Raw genomic sequence first — 13,854 nt, forward strand, 5'->3', positions numbered from 1 at the left:
CTTCAGACACGGAGACGGAGCTTATGGGTTACAGGACGGTACGCCGCAGCACGGTTTTGGCCAAACAGATCAACGCCCCGGCCGAGTCGGTCTGGAAGGTCCTCACGGACATCGCCGGGTACGAGGACCTGCTGGCCGGAGACGCCGAGGTCAAGCCGCTCACGGAAGGCACGTACGGAGCCGGTACCCGGTGGCGCGAAACGCGGACCATCCTGGGCTTTCCGGTGACCACGGAGGCTTGGGTCGCCGAGGCTGTCCCGTTCAAGAGCACCACCTTCGCATCGATCATGGCCGGGGCGGAGACTGCCTTGGAGTTCACGCTGGCGGAAAACGCCGACGGCACCCTGCTCACCGCGGCCTTCACCGCCGAGGTGGTCAAGGGTGCGCCCATCAGCAAGGCCGTGGTGGCGGTCTTCGGAACGGCCGGCATGCGCCAGGTCCGCAGATCCCTCGGCGGGGACCTGGCCCGATTGGCCGCCAAGGCCGAAGGCCGCCCGCTGCCCGCAGCCCGTAGCACCGAACCGGGCCACAGCACGGTGGTGGTCCGGAAGATCGATGCGCCGGTGGAATCCGTTTGGGCCGTCGTGACCGACATCCCCGGCTCCCAGGAAACACTGTCCGGCGTGACCAGGATCGAAATGCTGACGGAGGGGCCATACGGGGTCGGCACCCGGTGGCGTCAAACCCGCACCATGATGGGCAAGGCCGAGACGGTGGAAATGTGGGTATCCGAGGTTGTCCCGCTGCGCAGCACGACAATCAAGGCCCTTCAGGGCGGCGCCGACTACACCACTGTCTTCGCGCTGGCGCCCGTCGGTCCGGGCACCCTGCTCACCATGACGTTCGGCGCGCAGATCGTCGATTCGACGACAGCCGGCAGGATCATGATGGGCCTCTTCGGGAAGATCGGCCTGAGCATCACCCGCAAGGCGCTGGCCAAGGACCTGGCGGACATTGCAGCCAAGGCCGAGTCGCTGGCGTAATCCGCGCACTCCGGGTTGACCCGCCGCGGACCGGGTGACATTCTTTATAGAACGGTCGGTCAGTAATAGCCGTCCCAATCATCTTTTCCCGGTGCCGAGGCCAGGGGAGATGTGTGCCGGCGTCGAGAATGGAAGCTGAGGAAAAAGCATGGCTGAGGCGTTTCTGGTAGGCGGGGCCCGGACCCCGGTAGGACGCTATGGCGGAGCCCTCTCGAGCGTGAGGCCCGATGACCTGGCTGCCCTGACGGTCAAGGAAGCCGTCGCCCGCGCCGGCGTCGATCCCGCCGCCATCGACGAAGTCATCCTCGGCAACGCCAATGGGGCCGGCGAGGAAAACCGCAACGTCGCCCGCATGGCCACGCTGCTGGCGGGACTGCCTGACGCCATTCCCGGCATCACCGTCAACCGGCTCTGCGCCTCCGGGCTGTCCGCGATCATCATGGCCTCGCACATGATCAAGGCCGGCGCCGCGGACATCGTCGTCGCCGGCGGCGTGGAGTCCATGAGCCGGGCCCCGTGGGTCCAGGAGAAGCCGGCCAAGGCGTTCGCGAAGCCGGGCGAAATCTTCGATACGTCCATCGGCTGGCGCTTCGTGAATCATCACTTCACGCACGGGGACCAGGCCCGAGGCGGCAAAATGACCTACTCCATGCCGGAAACCGCGGAGGAGGTGGCCGCCGTCGACCACATCTCCCGTGAGGATGCGGACGCGTTCGCCGTCCGCTCCCACGAGCGCGCGCTCGCCGCCATTGAGGGCGGCCGGTTCAAGGAGGAAATCGTGGCGGTCCCGGTCCACGGCCGCAAGGGACAGACGACCATGGTGGACACGGACGAGGGTCCGCGCCCCGGCACCACGATGGAGGTGCTCGCCGGCCTGCGCCCGGTGGTGAAGAAGGACGGCATTGTCACCGCCGGCAACGCCTCGTCGCTCAATGACGGCGCCTCTGCGATCGTCGTCGCCTCCGAGGCGGCGATCGCGAAATTCGGCCTCGAGCCCCGGGCCCGGATCATCGACGGCGGTTCGGCCGGCGTGCCGCCGGAGATCATGGGCATCGGCCCGGTGCCGGCGACGCAGAAGATCCTGGAGCGCAGCGGCCTGGGCGTCGGCGACCTGGGCGCGGTCGAACTCAACGAAGCCTTCGCCACCCAGTCGCTGGCCTGCGTGCGCCGGCTCGGCCTGGATCCGGAGATCGTGAACAAGGACGGCGGCGCTATCGCCCTCGGCCATCCGCTGGGATCCTCCGGCGCCCGCATCGCCATCACTCTGCTGGGCCGGATGGAGCGCGAACTGTCCGGAAACGGCCGCAGGCTGGGCCTGGCCACGATGTGCGTGGGCGTCGGCCAGGGCACGGCGCTGCTGGTGGAAGGCGTCTGATGGCGGAGAACTTCACCACGCTCCTGGTCAAGGAGCAGGAAGACCGCGTCCACGTCCAGATGAACCGGCCCGAGGTCCGCAACGCGATCGACCAGGCCATGGTGGACGAACTGCACGAGGTCTGCGCCCGGCTGGAACGCGGGCCGAAGGTGCTGATCATCTCCGGCGTGGACGGTGTCTTCGCCTCCGGCGCCGATATCGCCCAGCTGCGCGAACGCCGCCGTGATGACGCCCTGGCCGGAATCAACTCCGGCATCTTCGCGCGCATCGCCAAGCTGCCGCTGCCGGTCATCGCCGCGCTCGACGGCTACGCCCTGGGCGGCGGAGCGGAGCTGGCCTACGCGGCCGACTTCCGCATTGCCACCCCGTCCCTCAAGATCGGCAATCCGGAAACCGGCCTGGGCATCCTGGCTGCGGCCGGGGCCTCCTGGCGGCTGCGCGAACTCGTCGGGGAGCCCGTGGCCAAGGAGATCCTGCTGGCCGGCCGCATTTTGAACGCCGACGAGGCCCTGGCCGTGCACCTGATCACGGAGATCCACCCGGCCGGAGAGCTGCTGGATGCCGCCCACGCGCTGGCGGACCGGATCGGCAAGCAGGACCCGCTGGCGGTGCGCATCACCAAGTCGGTGTTCCATGCTCCAGCCGAAGCGCACCCGATGATCGACCAGCTGGCGCAGGGAATCCTTTTTGAATCCCAGGCCAAGTTCGACCGCATGCAGGCTTTCCTCGACAGGAGAAAGAAGTGACTGTTCCACAGACCGAAGCAACCGCAGCCGCCCGGGCCGTTCCCGCCGTCGTCGGCGTCCTGGGCGGCGGCCGGATGGGCGCCGGAATCGCCCACGCCTTCTGCACCGCCGGGGCCACCGTGGTGGTCGTCGAGCGTGACGAGGCCGCGGCGGAAGCGGCCTACGGCCGGGTCACCGGCGCCCTGGTCAAGAGCGTGGAACGTGGAACCTCCGCCGAATCCGTGGCGGATCTGGTCTCGCGTTTCTCCGTCTCCACCGACTATGCCGCCTTCGCCGCCTGTGGGCTGGTGGTCGAGGCCGTTCCGGAGGACTGGGACCTCAAAGTTTCGGCCCTGACCGCTGTGGAGGAGCAGTTGGCGAAGGATGCGTGGTTGGCCACGAACACGTCCTCGCTGTCCGTCACGGGGCTGGCGGAGAAACTCCGGCGTCCTAACCGGTTCTGCGGGCTGCACTTCTTCAACCCGGTTCCGGCCTCCCTGCTGGTCGAGGTGGTGCTGGCGAAGTCCACGTCGGCGGAACTGACCGGACTGTCCCGGACCTGGGTGGAGGCGCTGGGCAAGACGCCCGTCGTCGTCAATGACGCCCCCGGTTTCGCCTCGTCCCGGCTGGGCGTGGCGATCGCGCTGGAGGCCATCCGGATGGTGGAGGAGGGCGTTGCCTCGGCCGAGGACATCGATGCCGCGATGGTACTCGGGTACAAGTTCCCGGTGGGGCCGCTGAAACTGACGGACATCGTGGGCCTGGATGTCCGGCTGGGCATCGCCGAATACCTGCACTCGACGCTGGGGGAGCGGTTCGCCCCGCCGCAGCTCATGCGGGACATGGTGGCCCGCGGCGACCTCGGCCGAAAGTCCGGCCAGGGCTTCTACACCTGGAACGACTGACCCGGTTCCTTCCATCCTCACCCCCTCCCCCGAAACCTCAGTTGTTACAGGTTTTGCCGCCAGAAACCCGCCACAACTGAGGCTTCGCGGTGTGGTTGACTGGTCGGTATGGAGCGGGCAGTCACCTGGGAAGGGATCTTCAATGCGCGCGACCTTGGCGGCATCCCGCTGCCGGGCGGGCGCCGCACCGCTTTCGGGCGCATCTTCCGCACCGGGCGCGTGGAGAGGCTCACGGACCTGGGATGGCAGCAGATGTACGACGCCGGCGTGCGCACCCTCGTGGACCTGCGGAACCCTAATGAGCGGTCCCGCCGTGCAACGGATCCGGTGGTTGACGGGGCCATCCGGGACAGGATGGCGGTACTATGCCGTCCCACGGAGGACCAGGGCGATCCGGAATTCATGGCGCTGTGCGGCCCGTACCTCAATACGCCGGAGTACTACCGGTACAACCTGCAGCGGTGGCCCGAAAAGTTTGCCGCGGTGATCGGTGCCATCGCGCACGCAGGCGAGGGAGCCGTCGTCGTACACTGTTCCGCCGGCAGGGACCGCTCCGGAATCATCGCCATGCTGCTGCTGCGCCTGGTGGGCGCGGAGCCTGCGGATGTTGCCGACGACTATGAACTGGCCGTGCGCGCCATGAACGACTACCACCGCACCCAGCCGGTGCCGCGGGAACAGCCGCGCAGCGAGGAAGAGCTGCAGCGGTGGGTGGACCACACACGAGCCGAACTGCTGCAGGCCATGGACGGATTCGACGTCGAGCGGTATCTGCTGGAGGCAGGGGCGGCGGCCGGGGAACTGGCGGCAGTGCGGGCGCGGCTGCTGGAGTGAGCAGCGGGTTCAGTGGACCGGTACCGGGACCGCGGCGGGCGGCGCATTCGGAGCCGGAGCGGCTGCCGGAAGCGGCCACATCGCCAGAACGCCGGCCAGGACGGCCGCATAACCGTTGCGGTAACCGGCGGGGTTGGGATGGAACGCGCCGGGCTGGCCGTTGGCGCCGTTAATCCAGGATGCCAAGGAATCAATACCGTGGCCGGTGAAAGCGGGGGCGACATCGACAAACTGGATGTTGCCGTCGCCGGAGCGGGTGGCGTAGCCGAGCAGGTTGCCGGCCAGCAGGCTGTTCAGCCGGATGGTGCCCGTGTTGATTTCCCGGATGAGCGGATTCACAGAGTTCTCGGCGAAGTACATCGGGTAGCCGACCACGAGGATGCGGGCGTTCGGGGCCTTGGCCCGGATGGCTTGGAGCAGGGCAGTGTAGTTGGTCGCCATCTTCAGGATCGTGTCCGCATTGCCGGCGTTGGCGATGGCGGCCTGGCATTGGGCGGGAGTGGTTCCGCTGGCGCAGGAACGGGCGATCTGTTCCACGCCGAGATCATTGCCGCCGATGGTGAGGGTGACCAGCTGGGCCTGGCCCAGGGCCGCAGTCACCGTCGGATCCGCCAGCTGGGCGGCGACGTGGGCGGTGGTGAACCCGCGGCAGGCGAAGTTACCCAGCAGGCGGATGTTTGCCTGCCCGGCCAGGACCGACGGGTAACCTTGGGCGCTGGTGCCGCACTGCGGACTTTGTGGCGCGGGCGCACCGACGCCGGCGGCAATGGAATCGCCCAGTGCTACGTAGTTGGACACGGGGATGCCGGGTGCCTGGATGGCGGGGGCTGGTGTGATGGGCGGAGCCGCCGAGGCGGGGGCGGCGATGACGCCGGCCACAAGCCCCGTGATCGCAATGAGCAGCGCGCAGAAGCGTGCCGCAAGACTCTGCCGGGAGCTGGTGTGCGTACCCATGCATCCACGCTACGCCCCGATCCCGCAGCTTGTAACCACCCAGATGGGTGTACAGGGGCGCACAATCAGGTACGCTATCTTTATTACCGAACGATCGGTCAGGTAAGCAACCGCTGCCGGTTCGCCCGTTGAAAGGATTGCACCGACGATGACGTCCACTGTTGCCCCCGAACAAACTGCACAGCTCGTCCCCAGTTTCGTCCTCGACGAATGGTGGACGCCGGAAGATTCCGCCGCACGTGCCCAAGGCGCCGAAGTCCGCGACGCCAGTACCGGCGAAGTCCTCGCCATCGTCAGCACCGAGGGCCTGGACCTGGCCGCCGTCGTCAATCACGGCCGGACCGTGGGGCAGGCGGAGCTCGGCAAGCTGACCTTCCACCAGCGCGCGCTGAAGCTGAAGGAACTGGCGATGTTCCTCAACAGCCACCGTGAGGATCTCTACGAACTCTCCTACCGCACCGGGGCCACCAAGGTGGACAACATGGTGGACATCGACGGCGGCATCGGCGTGCTGTTCACCTTCGGGTCCAAGGGGCGCCGCGAGCTGCCGAACTCCCAGGTCGTTGTCGACGGCCCGGCGGAGGTCCTGTCCAAGGATGGATCCTTCCTCGGCGAGCACATCTACACCCGCATCCCGGGTGTGGCGGTGCAGATCAATGCCTTCAACTTCCCGGTCTGGGGCATGCTGGAGAAGTTCGCCCCGGCCTTCATCGCGGGCGTTCCCACCATCGTGAAGCCGGCGACGCCGACCGGCTACCTGACTGCCGCCGTCGTCAAGCTCATCATCGATTCCAACATCCTGCCGGCCGGTTCGCTCCAGCTGATTTCCGGCTCCGCGCGCACGCTGCTGGATGAGCTGGACTACCGGGACATGGTCTCCTTCACCGGCTCCGCGTCCACCGCCAACCACCTGAAGTCGCATACGAACGTGGTCCAGCGCGGGGTGCGGTTCACCTCCGAAACCGACTCGCTGAACGCCGCCATCCTGGGCCCGGACGCTGTCCCCGGCACGCCGGAATTCGATGCCTTCATCAAGTCCCTGGTCACCGAGATGACGGTCAAGGCCGGCCAGAAGTGCACCAGCATCCGCCGCACCATCGTGCCCAAGGCGCTGGTGGACGACGTCGTTGCTGCCGCCCGCAAGCGCATCGAGGAGCGCGTTGTCATCGGTGATCCGCGCGCGGAGGGCGTCACCATGGGTGCCCTCGCCTCCCTGGAGCAGCTGGCCGACGTGCGCGCTGCCGTCGAGGACATGCTGGCCGCCGGCGGCGAGCTGGCGTACGGCTCGCTGGACGCACCGGCCGTCACCCGCGCCGATGGTTCGGTGGGCGTGGCCGAAGGCGGCGCCTTCATGTCGCCGCTGCTGCTGACCTGGGCGGATGCCGAAGCTCCGGAGCTCCACGCCCGGGAGGCCTTCGGGCCGGTTTCCTCAGTTGTCGGGTACGACGACGTCGCGGACGCCGTGCGGCTGGCCGCCCTGGGCGACGGCTCGCTGGTGGCCACCGTTGCCACCAACGAGCCGGCGGTCGCTCAGCAGCTGGTTACCGGCATCGCCGCCCACCACGGCCGTGTCCTGGTGCTGAACAGGGAAGATGCCCGCAGCTCCACCGGCCACGGCTCCCCGGTCCCGCACCTGATCCACGGCGGCCCCGGCCGCGCCGGCGGCGGCGAGGAGCTCGGCGGCATCCGCTCGGTGCTGCACCATATGCAGCGCACGGCCATCCAGGGTTCGCCGAACATGCTCACCGCGGTCACCGGCGTCTGGCACACCGGAGCGGACCGGAACTTCGACGAGGTCCACCCCTTCCGCAAGGACCTCGCCACCCTGAAGATCGGCGACGCCGTCCGCTCCGAACTGCGCCAGGTCACGCTGGAGGACATTACGGCTTTCGCCAACTCCACCGGGGACACCTTCTACGCGCATACGAACCAGGAAGCGGCGGCCGCCAACCCATTCTTCCCGGGCATTGTGGCGCACGGTTACCTGCTGCTGGCCTGGGGCGCAGGCCTGTTCGTGGAGCCGGAGCCGGGTCCCGTCCTGGCCAACTACGGCCTGGAAAACCTGCGCTTCATCACCCCAGTGGCTGCCGGCGATTCCATCCGCGTGACGCTGACCGCCAAGAAGATCACTCCGCGGGAGACGGACGAATACGGCGAGGTCGCCTGGGATGCCGTGCTGCAGAACCAGAACGACGAGATCGTCGCAACCTATGATGTGCTGACGCTCGTGGAGAAGTAATCCGCAGCGTTCCGCGCACTGCTCCCGCGGGCATCTCAGGGCCCGCGGGAGTAGCATTGAAGGGAACTTCTTCGTAGGGAGGTGGGACCGATGTCCCTTGCCGTGAATCCTGCAACAGTCATTCTCCCGGTCGCGGACGCCACCCGCGCAAGGAGCTTTTATGAGGGAGCACTGGGGCTTCCCTGCCGCGGGATGGACAGCGGCGGCATGCTGGAGTTCGGCCTCGCCGGTTCCTCGGTCCTGGCTCTAATGGAGGATCCGGTCGCGCACCATTCCGAACACACTGCCATGAGTTTCGAAGTCCCCGACATCAAGGCCGCCATGGAGGACCTGGGCCGCCACGGCATCACCTTCGAGGACTACGACCTGCCGCAGCTGAAGACCGTGGACCATGTCTTTGAACTGGGCGGGGAGAAGGCATGCTGGTTCACGGATCCCGATGGCAATATCCTCTGCCTGCATGAAGCACCGCAGGCCGGGATGGAGTACACCCTGTAGCGATCACGCCGCAGCGTTCATGACCAGGGCGTCTTCGGCCGCGGGCGTTCCACCCCGTCGACGGCCACATCCACACGCTCGTCATAGAAGCAGACCAGGTCCTTGATGCGGGGCGAATCCGGCAGGATGTCCTCGTAGCTCCACGCCACGTCCCTGGGGCCGTCCTTCGTCTCGGCGGTCCAGTAACGCGCCTGTCCCTTGTAGGGGCAGACCGTGGACGTGTCCGTGGGCGTCAGCAGATCCCAATTGACGTCCTCGCGCGGAATGTACGTCCGCTGCGGCAGCGACGTCTCATAGAGGAAATGCGGGCGGTGCGTGTCAGCCAGGACGCGCCCTTCGAGGGAGACAGTGACATGCTGCCGGCTGGGGCGGACGTCGATGCGGTGGTACGGATCCCGTGGATGGCCGCGGACGGGCTCATCGTCTTCGAGCCATTCATCGAAAGCGCCGGTGTCAAGGATCACTGCGTCCCGAAGATCCGGATCCGCAGCGCTGAAGGCCGCACCAGGCAGGATTCGACCGGCCTCGCCCGTGCCCCCGGGCAGGACGATATCCAGCTCTGCGCCGTCCGTCGTGTGGCGCCTGAAACCGGTGCGCGGATCGAGCGGGCGGCCTTCCTCGTCGCCGGCGGTCTCCTGGAGCGTTGCCGGCTGCAGCCGTGCGGCAATGTCGCCTTCCGGCACGGCGTAGGCCGGAGTTACGCGGCGAGGCTCCCAGACGACCAGGGCCTGCACGGAATCCACTACTGTTTCGCCGCCGATGAGCGCCCTGATCCGCTTCTGCGTCGGATAGATGCGCAGCGTTGCGGACAGGTCCTTCATCGCATCCGTCATCCTGGTTGCCATGACGCCAACGTTCCTCTCCTGCGATCTTCCGCGTCAAGGAGCAAAAAGCACGGCCCCGGACCGATGGGGTCCGGGGCGAATGCCTGATCGGCAGATCAGGATCGGCGGCTCAGCCGATCCGCGCCGCTGCGGGCAGGTGAAGTCCGTCAAAGACCATGGTGATGACGTCGTCCGCCAGCTTCTCCTTGGAAAGGGAGCCGCCCGGTTTGTACCACTCGACAATCGAATTGATCGTGCCGAAGAGGAGCCGCGCGGTCGTCCTGGGGTCGATGTCGCTGCGCAGCGAGCCCTCGGTGCTGGCGGTCCGCACGAGCTCGGAAACGGCGTTATTGAAGGCACGCCGCCGGGCCAGGGCGTCCCGTTCAATCTCCGTGTTGCCCCTGAGCCGCAGCAGCAGGGTCACGAAAGGGAGTTGCTCCACGAGCACGTCGATGGTCCGGCGCAGGACGTACTCGAGCCGGTCGTCGGCCCGGCCCCCGGCGGCGCCGGGCTCGTCAAGGATCGCTTCGAGGCCGCCCAGCGCGCGTTCCAGCGCGAGCCGCAGCAGGTCACCCTTGGACGGAACGTGGTGGTAGATCGCGGATTTGCTGATGCCCAGGTTCTCCGCCAGGATGCCCATCGAGGTCGCCTCGTAGCCATGCCGGTTGAACACGTCGACGGCGATGTTCAGCACCGACTGCTGATCGTAACCGGGCCGCCCGCGACGGGCAGAGGTTCCGTTCGTGGCGGCTGTGGTGGCCAATAAAGTTTCGGCCGGTGGGGGTTCAGAAGTAGGCATAAGGGCTATTTTCCCATGAACGATCGGTTAGCCCTGCTCTTTGTCGCGCAGGTCATAGACCCGGCGCAGCTTGCCGCTGGAGCGGGCCAGCGAGCCGGGCTCGACGACGTCGATGCGGCAGCTGGAGCCGATGTTGATCTTGATCGCCTGCTTCAGCTCCTGCCCGCCGGCGTTGGCGGCCTCGAGGCTGGTCTCTTCGCGGCGTTCGATCCTGACCGTCAGCTCGTCCATGCGGTCCGGGCGGGTGATTTCCAGCTGGAAATGCGGGCTTAGCGCGGGGATGCGCAGGGCCAGTTCCTCGATCTGGCTGGGGAACAGATTGACGCCGCGGAGGATGATCATGTCATCGCTGCGTCCGGTAATACGTCCCATCCGGCGCATGTTCGGACGTGCGGTGCCGGGCAGCAGGCGGGTGAGATCGTGGGTGCGGTAGCGGATCACAGGCATGGCGACCTTGGTCAGGGAGGTGAAGACGAGTTCGCCATGTTCGCCGTCACGCAGCACGGTGTCCGTGAACGGATCGACGATTTCCGGACGGAAGTGGTCCTCCCAGATATGGTTGCCGTCCTTGGTTTCGCAGCTTTCACCGGCGACACCAGGGCCCATCACCTCGCTGAGGCCATAGATATCGCAAGCGTCGATGCCCATCCCGGTTTCCAGCTCGCGGCGCATTTCCGCGGTCCACGGTTCGGCACCGAGGACGCCGACCTTCAGCGACGTTTCGCGCGGATCGATGCCCTGGTGCTGCATCGCGTCCATGATCGTGAGCAGGTAGCTCGGCGTCGCGAGGATCGCCCGCGGCTTGAAGTCCTGGATCAGTTGGATCTGCTTGTCCGTCTGGCCGCCGGACATCGGAACGACAGTGCACCCGAGCTTCTCCGCTCCATAGTGCGCACCGAGGCCGCCGGTGAACAGGCCATAGCCGTAGGCGTTGTGCAGGATGTCGCCCGGGCGCACGCCCGAGATGCGCAGGCAGCGGGCAACCAGGGTTCCCCAGTTTTCCAGATCGCCCTTGGTGTAGCCGACGACGGTCGGCCGGCCGGTGGTGCCGGAGGAGGCATGGATGCGGGCCACCTGGTTCATCGGCACGGCGAAGCTCTCGAACGGGTAGGCCTTCCGCAGGTCTTCCTTGTCCGTGTAGGGGAACTTGCTGAGGTCTTCCAGTTCCTTCAGATCGGAAGGATGGACGCCGGCTGCGTCGAACTTGCGCGTGTACATAGGCACGTTCTCATAGGCATGCCGCACGGTTTCCTTGAGGCGGACCAGCTGGAGGGCTTCCAGCTCGTCGCGGCTCATCCGCTCCTCGGGGTCAAGGGCGGTGTGGTCGGTTTCCGGAACAGTGGATGTCATTGGTTCCCTCAGTGCTTCGTTGCGGGATGGAAAGTCAGGCGTTGCTGCTGGACTTGGGGTTGGGAATGGTCCTGCTGCGGCCGCGGAACTCCGCGATGACCTGGTTATCGGCAAAGACCTGGACATCGTAGAGGCCGCTGCGGCCGGCCTGGCTGCGGCGGTTGGCTACGGCGGTGAGCCGCTGTCCGGCGAATGAGGGCTTCAGGAAGTTCACATCCGCGCCGGAGGCAACCGTTACGGTGGAGCCGTCGCCGTTGCGGTCATTGCAGGCGAGCGCGAAGGCGGTGTCGGCGACTGCGAAGACAATGCCGCCGTGGGCGATGCCGAATCCGTTGAGCATCTCCTGGCGCAGCGTCATCTCGATCGTGGCATGGCCGTCCCCGAGTTCGACCACGTCGATTCCCATCCATTCGGTGGCGTAGTCGTCCTGCAGAATGGGATGGGGCGGCTCGGATTCCGCGGTTTCCAGCTCCATGTGACGCCTCTCACCTTTATTTACCGAATGTTCATTAGGTAATCCCAATTTCCCGAAAGTGTCAAGCCGCGCAGCATGGTCCAGCACGGGCGGGGAAAAACGACGGCGCCGGAGCCTGCGAGTGCATGACTCGCAGGCTCCGGCGCCCTGATGGCGGGGGGTCCGCTGTGGGAGCTTAGAGTTCGGGTCGCAGGGTCTTGCTCCACAGCACGGTGCCGTTTGCGTCGCGGAGGCTGACGGTGAAGACGTCGTTTTCGTCCAGCTCGACGTGGCCGAAGAACTGGTTCCCGCCGCTGCGGGGTGATTGATTGGCGAAGGCGCCGCTCTTGACGAATTCGACGCGCGGGCCGAAGGTGCCGTCCATGTCGTTCGGGCCGAAGCTGCCCGCGTTGATCGGGCCGGCCACAAATTCCCAGAACGGGTTGAAGTCCTTGAACGCAGCGCGTTCGGGGGAGTAGTGGTGGGCGGCGCAGTAGTGGACATCGGCGGTGACCCAGACAATGTTCTTGACGTTGTTCTGCTTGAAGGCCTGGAGCAACCGGGCGAGTTCGAGTTCGCGTCCCAGCGGCGCGCCGTCGTCCGCGTTGGCGATGCTCTCCTGGGCGGCGCCGTCCGGCACGATGATGCCCAGCGGCAGGTCGGAGGAGATAACCTTCCAGGTGGCCTTGGACTTGGTGACCTCGCGGATCAGCCACTGCAGCTGCTCCTCGCCGAGGATGCTGGTTTCGTGCGGCTCGAGGCCCGGTGTGTTCGCCCCCTTGTATGTGCGCATGTCGAGGGCGAAGACATCCAGCTGCGGGCCGCGCTCGATCTTGCGGTAGATCCGGGCCGGCTCGAACCCTGTGGTGCCGCGCTGCATGGCGCGGGGGTCGGCGATCGGCATGTATTCCTGCCAGGCCTGCCGGCCGCGGGCGGCGAGGACGTCGATGCGGCGCTCGGTGTAGCGGGCGTCGTCGATGATTTCGCCGGAGTACCAGTTGTTGTGCGTTTCGTGGTCGTCCCACTGCGCGATCACCGGGACCTCGGCGTACATGGCGCGGATATTGCGGTCCATCATGTTGTACCGGTGGCGTCCGCGGTATTCATTCAGCGTTTCGGCGACCTTGGCGACTTCCTCGGTGACGATGTTGCGCCAGATCCGGCCGTCCGGTTCGGTGACCTGTTCGGCGATGGGACCGTCGGCGTAGATGGTGTCGCCGGAGTGGATGAAGAAGTCCGGCCGGGTGGCATGCATGGCGCGGTATCCGAACATGCCGCCGACCTCCTCGTTGATGCCCCAGCCCTGGCCGGCCGTATCACCGGTCCAGACAAAGCTCTGGCCGCGCTTGGCCGGGCCGCCGCGGTGCGGGCTGCGGCCGGCGGAACCGGGGCCGTCCGCCGTCGTGAAGGAGCCGCGCCCGGCGTCGCTGAGCTGTCCGTTCTCATCCTCGAACTGGAGGGTGAGATCGAAGCGGCTGCCGGCGGGCAGGCTTTGGGCGTTGATCTTGGCGGTGAAGTCGGTGGCCTCCGTGGCCCAGCCGCCGCGCAGCACGCGTTCGAAGGCGCCCTTGCCGCGCAGTGCATTGCCTTCCGCATCCGTGGTCCGCAGGGTGGCCAGGAGACGGCCGGTGCCGGACGCGCGGGACCACAGCACGGCCGAATGGGAGGTGACGTCACCGGTGGAGATGCCGCTGGGCAGGGTTAGCCGGTTGCGGACCAGGGGGATGGCAGCGGGGCGGTTGGCGGCGGCGGCCGGGGCCGCGGTGGCCGCGACGGCGCTGGCGGCGGCAAGCGCGCCCTTGACGATGGAACGGCGGGAAATGTTGGTCATGCGATTCACCTTGGTCCGGCGACGTGGCCCGTTGCTGAAGCGTCGGTGAATGGCAGGTGTTCCTCCGCTGTCCAGTGGCCTTC

The 13,854-nt window shown here is 66.9% G+C and carries 13 protein-coding genes; 7 read left to right on the forward strand and 6 right to left on the reverse strand.

Annotated elements, in window-relative coordinates; translation table 11 throughout:
- Positions 1 to 23 precede the first annotated feature (23 nt).
- The 5 genes from AC5RWU_RS01675 (at position 24) to AC5RWU_RS01695 (ending at position 4,822) form a co-directional block, all read left to right on the forward strand.
- Positions 24 to 983, forward strand: a complete 960-nt coding sequence (locus AC5RWU_RS01675) for an SRPBCC family protein (protein ID WP_494029134.1) — start codon at positions 24 to 26, stop codon at positions 981 to 983.
- A gap of 148 nt (positions 984 to 1,131) precedes the next feature.
- Positions 1,132 to 2,358, forward strand: a complete 1,227-nt coding sequence (locus AC5RWU_RS01680) for a thiolase family protein (RefSeq protein ID WP_494029135.1) — start codon at positions 1,132 to 1,134, stop codon at positions 2,356 to 2,358.
- Entirely contained in the window at positions 2,358 to 3,104 is a 747-nt protein-coding gene (locus AC5RWU_RS01685) for an enoyl-CoA hydratase/isomerase family protein (protein WP_494029136.1), read from the forward strand. The genes AC5RWU_RS01680 and AC5RWU_RS01685 overlap by 1 nt, the downstream gene beginning before the upstream one ends.
- A complete protein-coding gene (locus AC5RWU_RS01690) occupies positions 3,101 to 3,988 on the forward strand; it encodes a 3-hydroxyacyl-CoA dehydrogenase family protein (RefSeq protein WP_494029137.1) in 888 nt (295 codons plus the stop codon). The genes AC5RWU_RS01685 and AC5RWU_RS01690 overlap by 4 nt, the downstream gene beginning before the upstream one ends.
- Before the next feature lie 108 nt (positions 3,989 to 4,096).
- Positions 4,097 to 4,822 (forward strand): tyrosine-protein phosphatase, encoded by a 726-nt coding sequence (locus AC5RWU_RS01695; protein ID WP_494029138.1) that lies wholly within the window; start codon positions 4,097 to 4,099, stop codon positions 4,820 to 4,822.
- Between the two features lie 9 nt (positions 4,823 to 4,831).
- Here AC5RWU_RS01695 and AC5RWU_RS01700 read toward each other — a convergent pair whose 3' ends face one another.
- A complete protein-coding gene (locus tag AC5RWU_RS01700; protein ID WP_494029139.1) occupies positions 4,832 to 5,776 on the reverse strand; it encodes an SGNH/GDSL hydrolase family protein in 945 nt (314 codons plus the stop codon).
- 148 nt (positions 5,777 to 5,924) lie between these two features.
- On the opposite strand from AC5RWU_RS01700, the gene paaZ reads away from it, so the two are divergent.
- Together paaZ and AC5RWU_RS01710 are read left to right on the forward strand one after the other, a co-directional pair.
- Complete coding sequence (gene paaZ, locus AC5RWU_RS01705) at positions 5,925 to 8,015, forward strand: phenylacetic acid degradation bifunctional protein PaaZ (RefSeq protein ID WP_494029140.1); 2,091 nt, start codon at positions 5,925 to 5,927, stop codon at positions 8,013 to 8,015.
- A 90-nt stretch (positions 8,016 to 8,105) separates the two neighbouring features.
- Positions 8,106 to 8,513, forward strand: a complete 408-nt coding sequence (locus AC5RWU_RS01710; protein WP_494029141.1) for a VOC family protein — start codon at positions 8,106 to 8,108, stop codon at positions 8,511 to 8,513.
- A 17-nt stretch (positions 8,514 to 8,530) separates the two neighbouring features.
- Here the strand turns inward: AC5RWU_RS01710 and AC5RWU_RS01715 are convergent, their stop codons facing one another.
- The 5 genes from AC5RWU_RS01715 to AC5RWU_RS01735 all read right to left on the reverse strand — a co-directional run bounded on the left by AC5RWU_RS01715 (position 8,531) and on the right by AC5RWU_RS01735 (position 13,771).
- On the reverse strand, positions 8,531 to 9,358 hold the full coding sequence (locus AC5RWU_RS01715) for a DUF427 domain-containing protein (protein WP_494029142.1): 828 nt from the start codon (positions 9,356 to 9,358) through the stop codon (positions 8,531 to 8,533).
- Between the two features lie 109 nt (positions 9,359 to 9,467).
- Positions 9,468 to 10,136, reverse strand: coding sequence for a TetR/AcrR family transcriptional regulator (locus tag AC5RWU_RS01720; RefSeq protein WP_494029143.1), 669 nt, complete (start codon positions 10,134 to 10,136; stop codon positions 9,468 to 9,470).
- A gap of 27 nt (positions 10,137 to 10,163) precedes the next feature.
- The gene (gene paaK, locus AC5RWU_RS01725; RefSeq protein ID WP_494029144.1) at positions 10,164 to 11,486 is read right to left on the reverse strand and encodes a phenylacetate--CoA ligase PaaK; all 1,323 of its coding nucleotides are present in this window, start codon (positions 11,484 to 11,486) and stop codon (positions 10,164 to 10,166) included.
- 34 nt (positions 11,487 to 11,520) lie between these two features.
- Complete coding sequence (gene paaI, locus AC5RWU_RS01730; RefSeq protein WP_494029145.1) at positions 11,521 to 11,961, reverse strand: hydroxyphenylacetyl-CoA thioesterase PaaI; 441 nt, start codon at positions 11,959 to 11,961, stop codon at positions 11,521 to 11,523.
- A 175-nt stretch (positions 11,962 to 12,136) separates the two neighbouring features.
- Complete coding sequence (locus AC5RWU_RS01735; RefSeq protein WP_494030981.1) at positions 12,137 to 13,771, reverse strand: alkaline phosphatase D family protein; 1,635 nt, start codon at positions 13,769 to 13,771, stop codon at positions 12,137 to 12,139.
- Between the last annotated feature and the right edge of the window lie 83 nt (positions 13,772 to 13,854).

It is taken from the genome of Arthrobacter sp. B0427-1-12, assembly GCF_059092905.1.